The organism is Mucilaginibacter sp. P5_A4, assembly GCF_056400605.1.
Window position 1 is genome coordinate 1 of sequence record NZ_JBFUKX010000021.1, and the last position, 18,228, is coordinate 18,228.

The following is an 18,228-nucleotide window of genomic DNA, read 5'->3' on the forward strand; positions in this document are numbered from 1 at the left end:
TACCGGCATTAATATTATCAATAATTTGAGCAAGATGCTGCTTGCTATCATCAGAAAATTTATGCCCTTCAGAAAAACTCATACTATAAACAACCTTTTCTTTACTTATTTAATGATGCATATCAATAATAAATTATGTGCCACAATTAGAAAACAACCCTATTTACAACCTCTGGTTGTTTATGTTTTGCTAAACCTTTAAATTTTTTTAATAATTATGGGATTCCAAATATAGTATTTGATATATGATATAAACTACTCAAATACTGACAATTACAAAATAAATTTATAACTTAAAATTCGATTGATTATGACAATAATATGTTAATATCATCTGATTTTGTGGGTTTAGCAAGCCTTTTTTGAATGTTTAAACACGAAAATCGTTTTTCTAAATGTTTTTAGGGGATTTATTTAAAAAAAATCCAAAAAATGGAGATTTGTGAGTAAAAAGTTTAGTTTTTTATAGTTTTATCCCATGTTTTCAGGGAATTTTTATGATATTATTGATAAATATTACTTATTTATCAATTCGGCCAATGCATTACTGCCTATCCATTTTGCCGACTTATGATTTTGCAACAGCATACGCCGGGAGGCGGCTATTGCTTCAGCTTTTAAAAACTCGTTCTTTTTACCAATTTGCCTTAAGGCCCAGTTCACAGCTTTTTTAACAAAGTTACGATTATCCCAGGCCTCGCGTTCCATAATAGAAAAAAATGGTATAAATGTTTCATTGGGTGCTTTTTTGTTGTGCACAGCATATTCGGCCATTAAAACAAACCCGGCCCGTTTTACATATTCTTCTTCGCGGCAGCTAAACTCAATGGCTTTGGCAACTGCAAATGGCGTACGGTCAAAAAGATTGCCGCAAACCTGGTCGCATAGGTCCCAGGAACAAAAATCTTTTGTCCAGCTATCCATTTGGTCTTCGGTAACTAAAGCAGGATCATCTACCAGCGAGGCCATGATACGGGCTTCGTGAATACCTGTATCCCAAAGTTCCTGGGCCAGGGTATGATCCTTTTTTATCGTTTTGGCCAGCTTACGCAAGTCGGGGAGTTTAACACCAAGCGCACTTGAATTGTCAATTCCAAAGCGTAACATGCCGGCAAGATAGGCCGGGTTAGCCTTTTGATTTAGCAGCCCGATAACATTGGCTGTTTGCATTAATTTAGTCAACAACGCTTTTACTTTCAATGGTATGATGAATTCGCACCACTTCCATTAAAGCAGCGCTGCCATACCACGGATGTAACTCCATTACCAATTCGCCCGCTTTTATCGCCGGGTCGGTTTCAGTTAATTTTTTAGCTTCTTCAACGCTTTCTACATTAAAAATAAATATTCCCCGTATAGGCTGATCATCCAAAAACGGACCGGCAACAATTAATTTACCTTCGGCAGCCAGCTTCATAATATTTTGCAGGTGTGCTTTTTGCAACTGAGCGCTTGCAACCGAGTCTTTGATTTGCGTGGTTCCTTCTTTTAAAAAAGCCATTACATATTTTTTCATTCCATACTTATCGGCCCCTAATTTTTTAGCCAGCGCCGCATCGTAAACAGGTTTGGTTGTAGTTTGAGCCAAGCAGCTAAAACTTAGTGCAAGGATTGCAATTAGCAGACTGATCTTTTTCATGTGATTAAGCGTTTATTCATATCAAATATAGGTTATTGTTTAATTAACAAAAAGCCGGGCTATTCACCCGGCTAAATAGATATAGATCTTAAATATTCGTTTTCTTTTGAGGATGTTGTCTGTTATCAAAAAAGTTTAGAAGGATTATCTTATCGTTTTCAACCCTGTAAAACACTGTATTATGCTTAGTAATTACAAACCCCCGAATTTGTTTTTCTTTATTCTCCAATGCTCCAATTTCTGGATTCTGAGCAATGATTTCAATTATACGATAAGTTTTAATGACAAAATTTCTTGCGACATTATCGCTCCATTTGTATTGCAGGTATATAATATATCTCGTTAAATTTAATGCTGGCTCTGCGGTTCCATATTATTGCTTTAGCCATTTTTCATGTTGCTGTTTTACCTGCTCATGACTTATTAAATTATTTTCATCGAAACTCTCATCATAAGCTGATAATAATTCTTGCTTTTCAGTTTCATTCAGATTGTTCCAGAGACTACCTGTTTGATCAGTATTTAATCGTTGTATCAGCTTATAATAGTCTTTTAAAAGCTGTTCATCATCAATAGTGTCTATTAGATGATGAAAATCTTCTTTTATATTCATGCCCATGATTTATTAAGTTAAATTACAAAAATTTATTCAATAACAAAAACCAGGCAAAACCCGGTTTTAATTTAAATAAAATCTCACGTCTTATATCTACCTAAAGATTCCCCCTCAAATCCTGTTCGCGCTCAATAGCTTCAAACAGTGCCTTAAAGTTGCCCGCGCCAAATGATTTGGCACCTTTACGCTGAATGATCTCAAAGAAAAGCGTAGGCCTATCTTCAATCGGTTTGGTAAAAATCTGTAGCAGGTATCCTTCATTGTCCCTGTCAACCAAAATACCCAGCTTTTTAAGTGGACCAAGATCTTCATCTATATGACCAACCCTGTTTGTTAGTTCATCATAGTAGGAAGTGGGTATAGTTAAGAACTCTACACCGCGGCTTTGCAATTCAGTTACCGTTGCTACAATATCATGCGTGGCAAGGGCTAAATGCTGTACACCTTCGCCTTCATAAAACTCAAGGTACTCCTCAATCTGCGATTTCTTTTTGCCTTCTGCCGGCTCATTAATAGGAAACTTAACATAGCCGTTACCGTTACTCATCACTTTGCTCATCAGGGCCGAGTATTCTGTTGAGATCATTTTATCATCAAACGTCAAAATATTTTTGAAACCCAATACTTCTTCGTAAAAGTTAACCCATTCATTCATTTTATGCCAGCCTACATTGCCTACACAATGGTCAACATACAATAAACCCGTCTCAGTTGGGTTATAGGTAGTCTCCAGCTTTTTATATCCGGGCAAAAACAGACCTTTATAATTTTTGCGCTCAACAAAAAGGTGAACAGTTTCGCCATAAAGCTTAATCCCGCTGGTGCGTACCACACCATTTTCATCCTGGAGGGTTTGTGGCTCCTGGTAAGGCTCGGCACCGCGACTGGTGGTTTGCTCAAAGGCATCATAAGCATCATCAACCCATAAAGCCAGTACCTTTACGCCATCACCATGTTTCTTAATATGCTCAGCAATAGGATGGTCAGAATGCAGGGGGGTAGTTAACACCAGCCTGATTTTTCCTTGTTTTAAAACATAAGAGGCCCTGTCGCGAACGCCGGTTTCGGGGCCGGCATAAGCCAGCGTTTGAAAACCAAAAGCACTTTTGTAATAATGAGCGGCCTGCTTGGCGTTGCCCACATAAAATTCAACATAATCGGTACCGTTAAGCGGTAAAAAATCTGTTGCTGTTACTTTTTTATCTATGGTTTTTGTTTGCATTGTTTTTTAATTAATGATTTAGCGGGTTAGTGATTAGGCTGTGACGTAGCCCTTTTGGCTTTCGCCTTATTCTTGCCAGCTTTTATAATAATTCTCATCCTCAATCTTAACAGCATCTTCTGTCAGCATTAGCGGGCGGAAGGGATCAATCATTACGGCCAGTTCATCTGTTGATTCTTTACCGATCGACTTTTCTACCGATCCGGGATGCGGCCCGTGCGGAATACCACCGGGGTGTAGGGTGATCTGTCCTTTTACTACGCTTTTGCGACTCATGAAATCACCATCTACATAATATAAAACCTCGTCGCTATCTACATTGCTATGGTTGTATGGCGCAGGGATTGACAAGGGATGATAATCAAACTTACGGGGAACAAAAGAGCATATCACAAAATTATTGCCCTCAAAGGTTTGGTGTACCGGCGGCGGCTGATGCAAGCGCCCGGTTATTGGTTCAAAATCATGAATAGAAAGCGCCCATGGATAATGAAAGCCGTCCCAGCCAATAAAATCAAAAGGGTGGGTACCGTAAATGTATGGATAAATGAGTCCCTGTTTTTTTATCAGGATCTTAAAATCGCCGTGTTCATCATGGGTTTCCAGGTCTTTTGGCCGCTTAATGTCGCGCTCACAATACGGCGAGTGTTCCATCAACTGCCCATACTGGTTGCAGTAACGTTTTGGCGGGCGGATAGGACTAAAGCTTTCTACAATAAACAAGCGGTTTGCTGTAGTATCAAACTCCATTTGGTAAATAGTACCACGGGGTATCACCAAATAATCGCCGTACCCGAACTTTATATTGCCAAACCCGGTTTTTAAAGTACCTGTTCCTTCATGTATAAAAACTACTTCATCTGCCTGGCTATTTTTGTAAAAATAATCAGTCATGCTTTGACGGGGAGCCGCCAGCGAAATATGCAGATCATTGTTTACCAGTACCGGTTTTCGGCTTTGCAGGTAATCATCTTCGGGCTCAATATTAAAGCCAATGAGGCTGGTATGCTTCAGGTGCTTTTCGCGCGCTATTTTAGCTTCCACACTGTAAGGCTCACCTAATGTTTTTACAATAGTAGGTGGGTAAGCATGGTAAACCAGCGAGTAAAGGCTCGAAAAACCCTCGGTAGAAACCAGCTCTTCGGCATATAACGTACCATCGGGCTTACGGAACTGCGTATGCCGTTTGGGCGGAATAGCTCCTAATGTATGATATACAGGCATGGTGTTTTAATTGATTGAAAATAAAACGTTTAAACTATCCGGATAGTTTCACAAGCGTATCGAAAAACGCCGGGAAACACATAAATAAACCCTCTTAAAAAGGTTTATTGACAATTAGAAAGGAAAAGAGAAAGAATTTAGTATTGAGCCAATACTATCTTGGCAAGCATAGCATCCCTGAACGATGATGCATCGCTCATTGAGGTTAGACCCAGGGAAAATAAAAAATGCTTTTGTATGCTCATGATTTGTGTTATACGAAGTTAGGTGGAATTATTTTAATTTGAAAGTGATGGAGAGTAGTTATAATAAATTACCATCAGTTTATTTATTAATCTCCAAATTTTCAAATAAACAATTGTTAGCTTTGAAATAACCAACTACCTCAATGTATGAAATTAGTATCCTATAAAACCGAAGACCGCGAGCATTTAGGCATTTTTATAAACGGCCACATTTATAACCTCAACTCGTGCGATAAGCTGATTCCCGATAATATGAACGAATTTTTGTGGGGTGGAGATGAGCTGATGGATCGTGCCAGGCGGGTTCATGAAGCCATAAGCTCGGGTAAAATGGAGGCTAAAGAAGAATTGTTTTTTGAACTGATAGCTCCCGTACCGCACCCTGCATCATGCCGGGACGGATACGCCTTCAGGCAGCACGTGGCCGCCGCCCGCCGCAACCGCAAGGCGGATATGATACCCGAATTTGACCAATACCCCATATTTTATTTTACCAACCATAATGCCATACAAGGTCCCGGCGAAATTGAGTGCATGCCAGATCATTTTAATAAGCTTGATTTTGAACTGGAGATAGCCGTGGTACTAAACAAGAGAGGCCGCAACATAAGGGCTGCCGATGCGGATAGCTTTATAGCCGGTTATATGATCATGAACGATATGAGCGCCCGCACCCTGCAAATGGAAGAAATGCTATTGAACCTTGGCCCGGCAAAAGGCAAGGATTTTTCAACCGTAATCGGTCCCTGGCTGGTAACGCCCGATGAGCTTGAAAAATATAAGGTGGCTGCCAAACCTGGCCATACTGGTAATGCCTATAATTTAGAGATGAAATGCGGGGTGAATGGCAAGCAGGTATCGGCAGGTAATATGGCCGATATGGACTGGACCTTTGCCGAAATCATTGAACGTTGTGCCTACGGTTGCGATGTGCTACCCGGGGATGTGATTGGATCTGGCACGGTTGGCACCGGATGTTTCCTGGAACTTAACGGAACGGGATTACTGCATGACCCTAACTATCAATCCCAATGGCTTAAAGCCGGCGACCTGGTAGAGATGGAAATAACCGGCCTGGGCATGCTGGGCAATATCATCACTAAGGCCAAGGATGATTTTTCGATTTTGGGTTTGAAGAAATAAGCCCCCAGGTAATATGTTATCCATCAATATCAAAGATCTTACAACTTTAGAGCTTCAAAACTATCTTAATCATGCGGTGGCCCCGCGCCCAATATGCCTGGCATCAACTATTGATAAGGATGGCAATGTTAACCTGAGCCCATTTAGTTTTTTTAATGTTTTTAGCATTAACCCGCCCTTATGCGTGTTTTCGCCATCGCGCAGGGTACGCGATAATACTACCAAGCATACGCTGGAAAATATATTAGAGGTACCGGAATGCGTAATAAATATTGTTAATTATGATATGGTGCAACAGGTCTCGTTATCAAGCGTGGAGTACCCTAAGGGGGTAAATGAATTTATTAAATCGGGCTTAACTCCGGTAGCTTCTCATTTGGTAAAACCGCCAAGAGTGGCCCAATCAACAGTACAGTTGGAGTGCGTGGTGAATGATGTAATAAGCCTGGGCAAAAATGCAGGCGCCGGAAATTTGATTTTGGCCGAAATAAAGCTGATCCACATCAGCGAAAGTATTTTGGGGGCCGATGGAAAGATAGATCAGACAAAAACAGACCAGGTAGCCCGCCTTGGCGGCGATTGGTATTGCCGGGTAACTAAGGATAATCTTTTTAAAGTAGCTAAACCAAACGTTAAAATAGGTATTGGGGTTGATGCTTTGCCATATGCTATTCGCAATTCGAGGATATTAACCGGGAATAACCTGGGCCAGTTGGGCAACCTGGAGCTGCTACCCACAGATGAAGCCATTGAAACCTATGCGCTGGATCCCGAAATAAAAGAGCTGCTTGATGCCACCATTGGCGATAGCAAAACCCGCGAATTGCAATTGCATTTAAAAGCCAAACAACTGCTTGAAATGGACAGGGTCGAAGAAGCGATGATGGTGTTGCTGATAGGAGTTTAGATGTGCAGATTTCAGATTACAAATGTGCAGATGATGTTTTGATTGTACGATTCTTATCTGAACCGGAATTTTTCGAATTCATGGAATTATTTGAATTTTAAGAATTCTGTCGCATAATCTAAGTTTGATAAAATTCTGTTCATTCTTTAATTCCAAAAATTCCGGTTCAGACAAAATCTGCACATCCGAAATCTGAAATCTGCACATCTAACCCACTCTTTATTTAAAATCCAGTATTCTTTCTGCCATTCTCAAGCCACTGGTAAGCGCGGCTTCAACGGTGCCCATGGCGATACCTTCATAAAGATATTCGCCGGCGAAGAAGATGGTATCCTGTACGGGTTCACATAAAATATTTCGTGATTGGTTGGCTTCTACGGTATCATATGCGTAGGAGCCGCGTGTGTATGCATCTGCTGTCCAGTTTACTACATGCCAGCTGAGGAGGCTTTCTTTTAACTGTTGTGGATCGCGCGTAAAGATATTTGCTAATGATTGCAGGCTTTGCGTTAATATCTCTTCGTCCGGGGTATCTACTTTTTCACCTGCTTCGGGGCCGCCAAGCCAACCGGTTAACAAGGTTGTATGATTGGGCACCTGTGTCCACCAGGTGGGGATCTGTTCGTTGCTGAACAGGAAACCCATATTTTTCAGGCTCGTAACCGGGAGTTTTTTTGTTTTCACTTCCTCCCAAAAAGCTTTATCAAACTCCAATAATATTTTAATTACTGCACCAAAACCCAGGGTATTTACGGCTTTGATGTAAACAGGTATTCCTGGATCAAAACTTATCGCTCCGATGCCGTCTTGGGCGGCCTGTAAAACACCCAGGGGCAGTGCAACAAGTAATTGCCCGCCGGTATAGGTAATACCCGCATCGGTAGTTATTTTTACCTGGTGTTGCTGCCAGTTAATATGTTGTGCTACCGCATTTAAATAAATATTTCCCCCGGCCTGCACCAATTCATCTGCCAGGAATTTAACCAGCCTGATATATCCGCCGTCGATACGGTACTGCGCGTTTTCATCTTCAGATTGCCATTCTTTTCTTAACGAAAATGCGCTTGCCTTCCCAGGGTCGGCATTGTCATAGCCCGATACATATTTCCTTATCGACTCCCTTAAACCCTGGTATTCATCACCCTTAAACTCCTGCATCAAAAAGTTGCTGATATTGGTATCCTGCTGCAAGGCATTAAGCTTTTCTATCAGCAAATCCCAGTGTTCAACAAAACTTCCATCGTTTTTAAAGTCACCGTCATCGTATCTCCACATAGATGCATTGGCATGATGATAGGCTATACCAGCTTCATCCAGAAGGCATTGCGTAACAGGCAGATCGCCATGAATAAACTCGGCGCCCATTTCTAAAGGTTGTTGGGTTGAGCCATATTCCAGCGTATGAATGCGGCCCCCTACCCGGTTGCGGGCCTCCAATACGGTTACCCGTTTGCCCGATTTTGCCAGCGTACGGGCAGCCATTAACCCTGCCGCACCGGCACCAATGATAAGTATATCGGCATCTGTCATAATCATAATTAGCTAAAGCAATATAAGCATTTACGGGCGATTAAGTGGCATAGTTTCGGCCTCAAAGTTTCGGTAAAATCCCCATCCGTTTTCACCGACAAAATCCTATTCCTTACCGGGTAGTTTAGCCCCAGTCGCCAATATAGGCTTGCCAACGCCTTTGTACCGCCGTACTTTTAGGTATAATTTAAAACTCAAGACGATGAACAACGATATAAACACCACCATTAATACCCCAAACAACGGCAAAGCTGCTGCCGGGGCAATTTTATTGGTAATAGGAAGTATATTACTGATAAACGAATTTAACATGTTTTTTATACCCGACTGGCTGTTTAGCTGGCCAATGTGGATGATAGCATGGGGCACCTATATGGCTGCCAAATACAACTTCAGGAAACCATCATGGATAATTATTATTGCGATAGGCGTAGCCTGCTTAATTGATAACAACATCCCCGGTGCCGACCGCATAGTTTGGCCGCTTGCTATCATGGGCTTTGGTACCTGGCTGGTATTAAAACCACGCAAAAATAAAGAAGAAGAATATACTTTCGGCGAGGCAAAAAAGCCATTCAATTTTGATAAAACCGCTGAGCCGGAAGTGTAATTGATTTAATAGTTTGATTTAAGGGAGGGTCCGTATAGGTTCTCCCTTTTTTGCGGGTGTTCGTTTTTTTGTTCGGGGTTTCCATGCCCGGACGTTTGTTTTTTGTAAAATCCGAGCACTGGCAGGACCTTGTCAATAATACCGGCGAAACCAGTATACCTGCTGCTTATTCCTGCTAAAAAAGCCGAGTTTTATAGTAGTTTTATACAGGTTTTGATGATAAATGGGCGAGTTTTATTCAACTTTAATCTACTTTTATGTAATTAATATATCACCCTCCAATTTTTTCACCGACAAAACCTCCCCCCTCACCGATTTCTTTAAATACATCACCAGTTTTTGTTTGGCTCAACTATAATGTTACCTTAGTTTTGGATATGATTTAAAATGCATATAACAAATGAACAACGATATAAATTCTCCGCAAAACCCCAACAACGGCAAAGCTATGGCCGGGTTTTTACTGCTTGCCGTAGGAGGAATATTACTGCTACAGCAATTCCGCATCTTTTTTATTCCGGAGTCACTGGAACTCTGGCCATTATGGCTGGTAGCCTGGGGCCTTTACGTAGGCGCCAAGCATAATTTCCAAAAACCATCAGGCTCAATTTTGATTGGTGTAGGTGTACTCCTGTTTATTATTAACAACGTTAATAATTCCGACAGGATTGTATGGCCTATCGCTATTATTGGTTTTGGCTTATGGCTGATATTAAGACGCGGTAAACATGCCGACCCGCAATGGGCCAGGAACAAATGGGAAAAAGATTTTAACTGGACTAAAACCGACAAACCGAAATTCGACTTTGATAAGGTTAACGACCCCGTGGTTGATTATACGGTAAAGGATGGCGACGATATACCACCTAAAGACCCTTTTACCCCTCCGCATACCCCACCATTCGGGCATCACAATGGGGATGATTACCTTGATACCGTATCTGTCTTTGGCGGGGTAAACAAAACCGTTTTATCAAAAACCTTTAAAGGCGGCGAAATAGTGAACATTTTTGGCGGCGCCGAAATTGATTTTACCCAGGCCGATATTGAAGGCCGGGTGTACCTTGATATCACCCAGATCTTCGGCGGCACCAAAATTATTGTGCCCTCCAACTGGCAGGTAGTATCAGATCTGGCAGCGGTGTTTGCCAGTGTGGATGATAAAAGGATAAAAAGCACCGCATCAAACGTTAACGGTAAAATACTGGTGCTAAAAGGAGTTTCCATTTTTGCGGGGGTTGATATCCGCAGTTATTAAGGAGCCCCACCCAAACCCTCTCCGCTGGTTAGCGGAAGGGCTTAAAAAAGTCTCCCCTACCGGGAAGATTTAGACGGGGCTTAGATATTTAAAAACAAACAATAACCCAAAAACTCCCCGCCAACCGGCGGGGGAGATTTAGAGGGGGCTTAAACATCATACAATCATGAACTGGTACGTAGCAAAATTAGTTTTCAGGGTAATAAGCGGCGATGGAGACCATCAGGCGCAATTTGATGAACAGTTGCGCCTGATAAGTGCCGAAACTGAATTAAATGCCTTTGAAAAAGCTAACAAGATTGGCCATGCCAACCAGGATAGCTTTAAAAATATAGAGAAACAAACCGTTAAATGGCAGTTTATTGATGTGGCCGAGTTAAACCGCATTAACGAACCTACCGACGGAGCCGAGCTGTATTACAACATTCACGAAACGCCGGATGCCGACCTTTACATTGCCTGGGCACACCATAAAGCGGCGCTGTTGGGCATCAGGAATTAATCAATAAAAAACACAAAAACCTAAGTTTTGGCAATATCCTCATCATCAGCCTCAAAATTATATGGTGCATTTATAGGATGCGGCTTTTTATGGGCCGCATTGCAAACGTATATTATCCATAGCTTTGGTTTTTTGTGGTTCACCGCTACTATAGATGGCCTGCTGAGCGCCGTTTTATTGTTGTGCGCCTGCTGGCTTATTAACAATAACCTGCGCTATTACCAGCCGGGCAAAGGCAGTTATATCAACCTGTTTATCTGGGTGGTTGCCCTGGCAGGCATTTGCGCCGCCGGTTGCCGTTACCTGCTGCCATTGCTCAACAGCGATAAGGTTTTTATCAGCTTTGTAACACAATCGCTCACCATCAGGTTTTTTGTAAACTTTTTGGCCGTGGGCTGGATGGCCATGCTCAGCCTGTTGTGGTACTCGCAGCTTGATCAGAAAGAAACCCAGAAGCGCAAAACCGAGGCCGAACAGTTGGCCCGAGATGCCGAGCTGTATAACCTGCGCCAGCAATTACAACCCCACTTTTTATTCAACAGCCTTAACTCCATCAATGCTCTTATCGGCTTTAAACCCGATGAGGCCCGCAGGATGATTCACCAGCTTTCTGATTTTTTACGTGGTACGCTAAAAAAAGACGATCAGCAGCAGGTGCCATTGTCTGACGAGCTGGCCCACCTTAATTTATACCTGGATATTGAAAAGGTACGCTTTGGTCACCGCCTGCAAACCGAGATTAGCTGCGATCCCAAATGCGGCGCCGCCCTGCTGCCATCAATGCTGCTGCAGCCCCTGGTAGAAAACGCCATAAAATTTGGCTTGTACGATACCACCGGCGATGTAACCGTAAGCATCCGCGGCGAAATGGAAGAGCATTACCTAATGATCATGATCCAAAACCCGTATGATCCGCAAACCTCGCGCCCCAAAAAAGGTACCGGTTTTGGCTTGCGCGGGGTACAACGCCGCCTTTATTTATTATTTGCCCGTAACGACCTCATGGAAACTCACGCAAATGATAATATATTTACAACCATAATAAAAGTACCACAGTTATGAGGCGAGCCTTAATTATTGATGACGAACCATTAGCACGCATGGTTGTAATGGAATACCTGCAAAATTTTAAAGAGATTGAGCTGATACAGGAGTGTAATGATGGTTTTGAAGGCCTGAAAGCCATACAACTGCACCAGCCCGACCTGATTTTTTTAGATGTGCAGATGCCCAAGATCAATGGTTTTGAGATGCTGGAACTGGTGGAGAACCCTCCGGCGGTAATATTTACCACCGCTTTTGACGAGTACGCCATTAAGGCGTTTGAAGCCCACGCGGTGGATTACCTCATGAAACCCTTCAGTAAGGAACGTTTTAATAAAGCTGTTGAAAAATTCCTGGCCGCCGCGCCCGAGAAACAGGCCCAAAAACATACCGAAGAACTGCTGGAAAGCGTAGCCGCCCATTCGCCCGCACAGCACGAGCGCATTGTGGTTAAAACCGGCACCAAGGTAAAAATTATCCCCGTTGCCGATGTTGATTACCTGATGGCCGACGACGACTATGTAAGCGTGATCACCAAAGAAGGCTCCTACCTCAAAAACAAAACCATGAGCTTCTTCGAGCAAACCCTCGATCCACGCCAGTTCGTGCGCGTGCACCGCTCCTACATCATCGCCATACAACAAATCACCCGGATAGACCCTTACGAAAAAGACGCCCACCTGGCTATTTTAAAATCGGGAGCTAAGATACCGGTGAGTAAAACGGGGTACGTGAAGTTGAAGCAGGTGCTGGGAATTTGAGCTGAAAGCGAAAAAGCTTAAAGCCGAAGGCCTAAAGCTCAAAGCTTAAAAAAATTGTCATTTCGAACGAGCCAGAGAGGGTAGTGAGCGCAGGGGGTGAGGAGAAATCTTCTACACCATGCGTCTACACCACGCTTTTATACCATGCCAGGCGAACTGTGCATCACCACCATCCAAGCCCCGGCCCACGTGCGATTCCTTCCTTGGGGAAGGGAAGGAAGGGGTTTAATGAACTATGAAGGCAAGCATCACATTGCCGAATTTCCAATTGTGGCGAATTTGCCATAATTAAAATGAACGGGGTTTAATGAACTTTTTAGGTAACACAAATAATTATGGCGTAACCCTCCTTTGGTCGGGTCGGGCTATGCACTTATACGGTTTCAGGCATTAGGCGCGGGGCCGGTATTCGTTGCTATCCCTTACGCGGGGGCTTCCAAATTAATATGGGATATAATTGGCATTTCAAGTGCGCGGTTAAAACATCCGGGATTTGCAAATTCATTACTTAACAAAACGCTAACCTATCAGCGGGGCACCTGCGACACGCGGGCGCCAGCGAAGGGAACTTTCGTAAATACACTGTATCTTAGTTGTATTGCCGCAAGTTTGGTGATATTGGGTTGCGACAATACAAGAGTTAGCGGTCATTGTAAAGTAACACCCTACTACCTTTATGATATAAAATATCTCAGTCGTAATCACCCTTCTATTTTGTCGCTTTTGGCTCACGCCTTTTTTAATTATATCCTACATTTTTGTACCACTACAAACAATTAAAATTAAAACGTCATGAGAAAATTAAAAGTACAAATGAATTTTGAGGGAATAAATTGGGATGATGATATGGTAACCTTTTGCATTGACAACCTTAAAAATGTGGACAGTATCTTACTCGGACGAATCACGGCTGAAGGTTTTATTCCATATTGGAAGGATGTAGCCGAGAATCCTGATCCCAATGATATTAATAGTAGAATTGGAAAACCAATTAATGATACTCACAAGGATATTTTTTCAAATACACTCAAGGTCAATCAGTGGGATAATGCTACTATCATAAGTGGCGATATTGCAGAAGAAATAAAACAATTGAAAGAAAATAAAGGGGAAGACATCATTGTTTATGGAGGTAATAAATTCGTATCATCTTTAATCGGACACAAATTAGTAGACGAATACTATTTACTTGTAAATCCGCTTGCCAGTAATAGCGATGAACCAATTTTGAAATTCATCAATAGCAATTTGCTATTAACATTGAAAGAATGTAAATCATTTCCTTGCGGAACAGTGTTATTGCATTATTCAAGTCAATAATAAATGACTAAAAATAACAACGAACCGCTAACATAGCATTGCCGCAATTTGGGCAGACAGTCATATCATCGGCATTATTGCTCTACCCTTGTTGGAGTTGCTAAACGAACTTGGCATCACCACCATCCAAGCCCCGGCCCACGCGCGATTCCTTCCTTGGGGAAGGGGAAGGAAGGGGTTTAATGAACTTTTAAGTCACACAATTAATTATGGCGTAACCCTCCTTAGGTCGGGTCGGGCTATTCACTTATACGGCTTCAGGCATTAGGCACAGGGCCGGTATTCGTTGCTATCCCTTACGCGAGGGGCTTCCAATTAATATGGGATATAATTGGTGTTTCAAGTGCGCGGTTAAAACATCCGGGATTTGCAAATTCATTACTTAACAAAATGCTCACCAATCAGCGGGGCACCCGCGACACGCGGGCGCCAGCGAAGGTTAAACAAAATTATGGCTCAAAAAAGAACGATGTTAGTTTAACCGAAATCAGTTTGATTATAAATTAATCAAAGTCTCATAGTATCAAAAATAGGTTGCTTATTTTCCCATCTGAACATAATAACCGCAATCTCCAGTTCTGAAACATCCGCTATTAACTTTGGTGAGATTGTATTTTCTACAACTAAATAGTATTTGGCCTCATGTCTTAAACCGTACATCATTAATTGTCCAATGGCCGTATAAAGACTTTGTGTAGTCAATAAGCTTTTAACCTCAAATATGTGACTTATATCATCTTGCCTGTCAATGATGCAGGCATCTATCAGTCGCGTGCGTTTTGCATCATATCCATTATTTGTTAAATTTTCCAACAAGGAATTAGTTATTCTGGCGTGATCCGCTGAAGGAATAACAGTTCTTTCCGGAAGTGAATAAGGATTGCGAAGGTCGGATTCTCCATTTTGGAGTATCTTATTTCGCTTGGAGTTTACTTTGACATTTTGGGAGGCCCTACCTCTACTTTCCTTGAAGTCATACACTTGATGCACGAAAAAGCTGATTTGTTCAAAAAAATTAGGAGAGCCAAACTCCGCAACAATGAAATATTTAGCTTTTTCTCCCTCAAAATCAATATCGAGCAATGGAGCGGGGTACCAGTCCAGAAATGGGTTTTTACTTATACCTGTCTTACCGCCACCTATCGTTCCATTGTGCATTAGGTATAAACGTCCGTTATCATCTTTTGCAAAAGCTCCCCCAATGCTGCGATTTAGGCCTTCCTTGTTCATATTAATCTGGCATCGGCCTGTTACGGCTTTATGGGGTTTGGGTTCATCTTTGCCAAAGGGATTCCAATATTGATCCTCCTTACCCGAGAAATACCACCATATATTATATTGGTCTGAGTAGCTAGCGATTTCTTCGTTGCTAATTCCATTGCGGGAAGAATATCGAACTGGTATCTTTTTAGTTGTAATTGTATCCAGATTTTCCTTTAGTTGTTTTCTATATGCTTCAACCTCTTTTCTTTTTGTGATTCCTTTAAGCATCATTTCTAATATCTTCTGGAGTTAAACAACTATAAATTATACCATTTGATTTTATCATAATCAACATTGTCATCGCTCAGTTCCAAATCACTGATCTCACAGTTCAATCGTTGGGCTTCTACAACTCCGCCCTTGTTGGAATGTCTCCAACAAGCCAATGATAGTCATTTGAAAAAATATTAAGTACTATAAAAGTGCCATCACATACCGGTTTTGTTGGTAAAAACACCACAAAGGCGAAAATTGAACAAAAAACAGGTTGGATTGAGTTTGTTATTCAGTCCAAGTGTCTATCACTTCAATTAATTGATTAATTGAAACTATTATAGTTGTTAATTCTAATTTTGATTTTAAATAATGAAGATATAATTCACGAGCTTCATTATAAGCTTTTATTTTTGTTTCTAAAATAGGAGTATTACCCTGATAGAAAATCTTTCTTTCTAATTCCAATATATGTCCACCTCCACCTCCGCCTGCGCCTCCACCATGCTCTGGTTTGGTCCGTTCATAGTACCAAGGATTTCTAATTTCAAGTATTAATTCAGAAAATGCGAAAGTATAGCCATTAGCAATGTCGCCGGAGATATTGAGCGTGAATTTTGATCGTTTGTAGCCATCTCTGTTATTGCTTCCTGTCGCTTTTATTATCTCTCTCACCTCTTCATTGAAATTTCCTATAGGATAATTATTTTCTAATATTTGCATTAAATTGATTATCTCCACAAGCTTTTTTGCTGGTGTATCCAATTGATGCTTTGAGTTAATGGCATCGATAAAATATTGCTTACTATCCTCTAATAAAACTTTTGTAAAGACCGGGCCTTTTTTTAACCAATAACATAGGTCTAATTCTTTACGAAAGGCTAGCATGTAAATATGTATGTGTGCAAAGCCATAATTGCCTAGCAAAAATTTCGTTTCATGTATTGATGCAAACTGTTCTTCAAGATTACCCCTACCATTTTCAAGCCATCCGATTAGAAATAAATTTATGGTATTAATCTTGGATGACAATACGTTTGATATATATTCGATTTGGTTTTGCTGTATATAAACTTTAAGGTCATGCAATAAATTAATGATTGTATTTAAATCATTTTGCATATCTCTAATTTCCGTGTAGATCTTTTTTAGATACACTAATTCCACATTCGGTTTTGCTTTCTTTTTTTTAAACATATTGTATATCTTATATCCAGTTTCCGCTATCGCAATAACAGTAGCAGGATCAGTATATACACCCTGAATAAGTTTAAACTCAGATTCATTAAGACCTATCGGTGATATTATCTTTTCAATTTCTTTATTCATGTTTTTTTTTAATTAATAATTTATCGAGTTCTCGAGTTTTTTCATCAATAAAATTGGGGTTTACATTTTTAAAATCAACTAAATCTATAAATTGTCTTTTGATTGATTCTATGACCTCGGGCATATTATTACCTTCTGCCTGCAACTCAAGAACTGTATTGAACATTTGAATGTTACCGACAGAATCTATCATTAAAGTACATTCTAGCGGAACCGATAGTTCTATTAAGCGATCTCCGACAGTTATTGGTGATTGAATAGGGATAGTAGGCTGGTTTCCCTCTTGTGTAAATAGCAAGTTTTCGATTAACTCTTTCTTTTTAAACTCACTTAAATTAACACCTTGGGGTAATCTAAATACAGCAGTGACTATCTGGGATCGCTTTTCCTGAGCTAATATATATTCCTCCAAAGAAATCCGTGGTAAAATTTGTTCCTTAAAATGTTCTGTCGGGCGACCTCTTTTGTAATTGCGAACAAATCCTTTATTATATGATGTTACACTTAAGGAAATATCTTTATTACAAAGAATCTTAAATAATGGGTCAAATATTTTTTTCCTGGATTCAGTGTCAGGAAAACGATTCACTATAGCCTTTGCGTCTTCAATGTTCGTAAAATCAACATCTAGGACGTCGTTCTTGTATCCTTCGATCAGTTCATTCTTCCAGTTTTTAATATGTTCATTCTCAGGTTGCAAAACTACCGTGTCAATTGCAACCGAAACTTGAAAGCTACTATAAGCTGTATCAGCGATTCTCGGAGAAACTTTTTGCTTAAGTTGGTTAATGGTTTTGTTTAACTTAGCTCTATCAACAATAGAATTCTTAAGTGAATCCATCGCTGTTAAATCAATGTAACTTTCAATTGATTTAGTAATATCTATCAAAAAGGCACCTGCTTCTTTGGAAGATACAGCCCTATCGTGAACTTCGTCAGTAGGCTCCAAGGTGAAGATGTAGGAGCGCTCCCTTAATCTTTCAATGTACTGATTTTTAACCAGGTAAATATCATAAAATGACGGCAGTCCCAATGTGTAAAAGCTTCTATCATCTGGCAAGTAATCCTCTGGTAAAGCATATGCGTTTAGCATGACTACATTGAGTATGTTACCCGAATTATCTTCGTCTATTAAGAATACAAAATTTGAATCTAATAGTTCAATTAATGTTCTTAGAGATATTCCGCCTGATAAATAGTTGTATAAACTTCTTTTTTCAGTTTTAAATATCAGCCATCGATTAAAGGTTTCGTTATAATCTACCCAATAAGATAAAAAGTCATCTAATTTCAAATCATTGTAATGAGTTAATATCGGTCCATCTGCATATAGAATATCCTGCACCTTTGTCAGATTCTTATAAGGAAGATCCTCAATCTTATATCCTGCTGTTGTTAGCAT

18 protein-coding genes are annotated in these 18,228 nt (G+C 40.7%); 9 read left to right on the forward strand and 9 right to left on the reverse strand.

Annotated elements, in window-relative coordinates:
- On the forward strand, positions 1-202 hold a 202-nt coding region (locus AC1DQW_RS14150; protein ID WP_477454672.1), incomplete at its 5' end, for a hypothetical protein.
- 314 nt (positions 203-516) lie between these two features.
- Here the strand turns inward: AC1DQW_RS14150 and AC1DQW_RS14155 are convergent.
- From AC1DQW_RS14155 to AC1DQW_RS14175, 5 genes are all read right to left on the reverse strand, one after another.
- Complete coding sequence (locus tag AC1DQW_RS14155) at positions 517-1,170, reverse strand: DNA alkylation repair protein (protein ID WP_477454673.1); 654 nt, start codon at positions 1,168-1,170, stop codon at positions 517-519.
- Between the two features lie 4 nt (positions 1,171-1,174).
- The gene (locus AC1DQW_RS14160; RefSeq protein WP_477454674.1) at positions 1,175-1,639 is read right to left on the reverse strand and encodes a YciI family protein; all 465 of its coding nucleotides are present in this window, start codon (positions 1,637-1,639) and stop codon (positions 1,175-1,177) included.
- Between the two features lie 373 nt (positions 1,640-2,012).
- Positions 2,013-2,252, reverse strand: coding sequence for a hypothetical protein (locus AC1DQW_RS14165; protein ID WP_477454675.1), 240 nt, complete (start codon positions 2,250-2,252; stop codon positions 2,013-2,015).
- Between the two features lie 100 nt (positions 2,253-2,352).
- Positions 2,353-3,477, reverse strand: coding sequence for a 4-hydroxyphenylpyruvate dioxygenase (gene hppD, locus AC1DQW_RS14170; RefSeq protein ID WP_477404231.1), 1,125 nt, complete (start codon positions 3,475-3,477; stop codon positions 2,353-2,355).
- A 66-nt stretch (positions 3,478-3,543) separates the two neighbouring features.
- Positions 3,544-4,701 (reverse strand): homogentisate 1,2-dioxygenase, encoded by a 1,158-nt coding sequence (locus AC1DQW_RS14175; protein ID WP_477454676.1) that lies wholly within the window; start codon positions 4,699-4,701, stop codon positions 3,544-3,546.
- Between the two features lie 392 nt (positions 4,702-5,093).
- On the opposite strand from AC1DQW_RS14175, the gene AC1DQW_RS14180 reads away from it, so the two are divergent.
- On the forward strand, positions 5,094-6,089 hold the full coding sequence (locus AC1DQW_RS14180) for a fumarylacetoacetate hydrolase family protein (protein WP_477454677.1): 996 nt from the start codon (positions 5,094-5,096) through the stop codon (positions 6,087-6,089).
- A gap of 13 nt (positions 6,090-6,102) precedes the next feature.
- Positions 6,103-6,996 (forward strand): flavin reductase family protein, encoded by an 894-nt coding sequence (locus AC1DQW_RS14185; RefSeq protein ID WP_477454678.1) that lies wholly within the window; start codon positions 6,103-6,105, stop codon positions 6,994-6,996.
- A 219-nt stretch (positions 6,997-7,215) separates the two neighbouring features.
- Here the strand turns inward: AC1DQW_RS14185 and AC1DQW_RS14190 are convergent, their stop codons facing one another.
- Complete coding sequence (locus AC1DQW_RS14190) at positions 7,216-8,526, reverse strand: flavin monoamine oxidase family protein (protein WP_477454679.1); 1,311 nt, start codon at positions 8,524-8,526, stop codon at positions 7,216-7,218.
- Between the two features lie 202 nt (positions 8,527-8,728).
- Here AC1DQW_RS14190 and AC1DQW_RS14195 point away from each other — a divergent pair, with 202 nt between their 5' ends.
- The 6 genes from AC1DQW_RS14195 (at position 8,729) to AC1DQW_RS14220 (ending at position 14,021) form a co-directional block, all read left to right on the forward strand.
- Positions 8,729-9,136, forward strand: a complete 408-nt coding sequence (locus AC1DQW_RS14195; RefSeq protein ID WP_477454680.1) for a LiaF transmembrane domain-containing protein — start codon at positions 8,729-8,731, stop codon at positions 9,134-9,136.
- 400 nt (positions 9,137-9,536) lie between these two features.
- Positions 9,537-10,394, forward strand: coding sequence for a LiaF transmembrane domain-containing protein (locus AC1DQW_RS14200; protein WP_477454681.1), 858 nt, complete (start codon positions 9,537-9,539; stop codon positions 10,392-10,394).
- Positions 10,395-10,560: 166 nt separating this feature from the next.
- A complete protein-coding gene (locus AC1DQW_RS14205) occupies positions 10,561-10,896 on the forward strand; it encodes a DUF4288 domain-containing protein (RefSeq protein ID WP_295714116.1) in 336 nt (111 codons plus the stop codon).
- Positions 10,897-10,923: 27 nt separating this feature from the next.
- Positions 10,924-11,958 (forward strand): sensor histidine kinase, encoded by a 1,035-nt coding sequence (locus AC1DQW_RS14210; RefSeq protein ID WP_477454682.1) that lies wholly within the window; start codon positions 10,924-10,926, stop codon positions 11,956-11,958.
- Complete coding sequence (locus AC1DQW_RS14215) at positions 11,955-12,701, forward strand: LytR/AlgR family response regulator transcription factor (RefSeq protein WP_477404249.1); 747 nt, start codon at positions 11,955-11,957, stop codon at positions 12,699-12,701. The genes AC1DQW_RS14210 and AC1DQW_RS14215 overlap by 4 nt, the downstream gene beginning before the upstream one ends.
- Positions 12,702-13,493: 792 nt before the next feature.
- Positions 13,494-14,021, forward strand: a complete 528-nt coding sequence (locus AC1DQW_RS14220; RefSeq protein WP_477411897.1) for a dihydrofolate reductase family protein — start codon at positions 13,494-13,496, stop codon at positions 14,019-14,021.
- Positions 14,022-14,528: 507 nt separating this feature from the next.
- Here the strand turns inward: AC1DQW_RS14220 and AC1DQW_RS14225 are convergent.
- The 3 genes from AC1DQW_RS14225 to AC1DQW_RS14235 form a co-directional block, all read right to left on the reverse strand.
- A complete protein-coding gene (locus tag AC1DQW_RS14225; protein WP_477454683.1) occupies positions 14,529-15,515 on the reverse strand; it encodes a hypothetical protein in 987 nt (328 codons plus the stop codon).
- A 270-nt stretch (positions 15,516-15,785) separates the two neighbouring features.
- Entirely contained in the window at positions 15,786-16,826 is a 1,041-nt protein-coding gene (locus AC1DQW_RS14230) for a hypothetical protein (RefSeq protein WP_477454684.1), read from the reverse strand.
- A complete protein-coding gene (locus AC1DQW_RS14235) occupies positions 16,819-18,228 on the reverse strand; it encodes a hypothetical protein (protein ID WP_477454685.1) in 1,410 nt (469 codons plus the stop codon). Before AC1DQW_RS14235 ends, AC1DQW_RS14230 begins: the two co-directional genes overlap by 8 nt.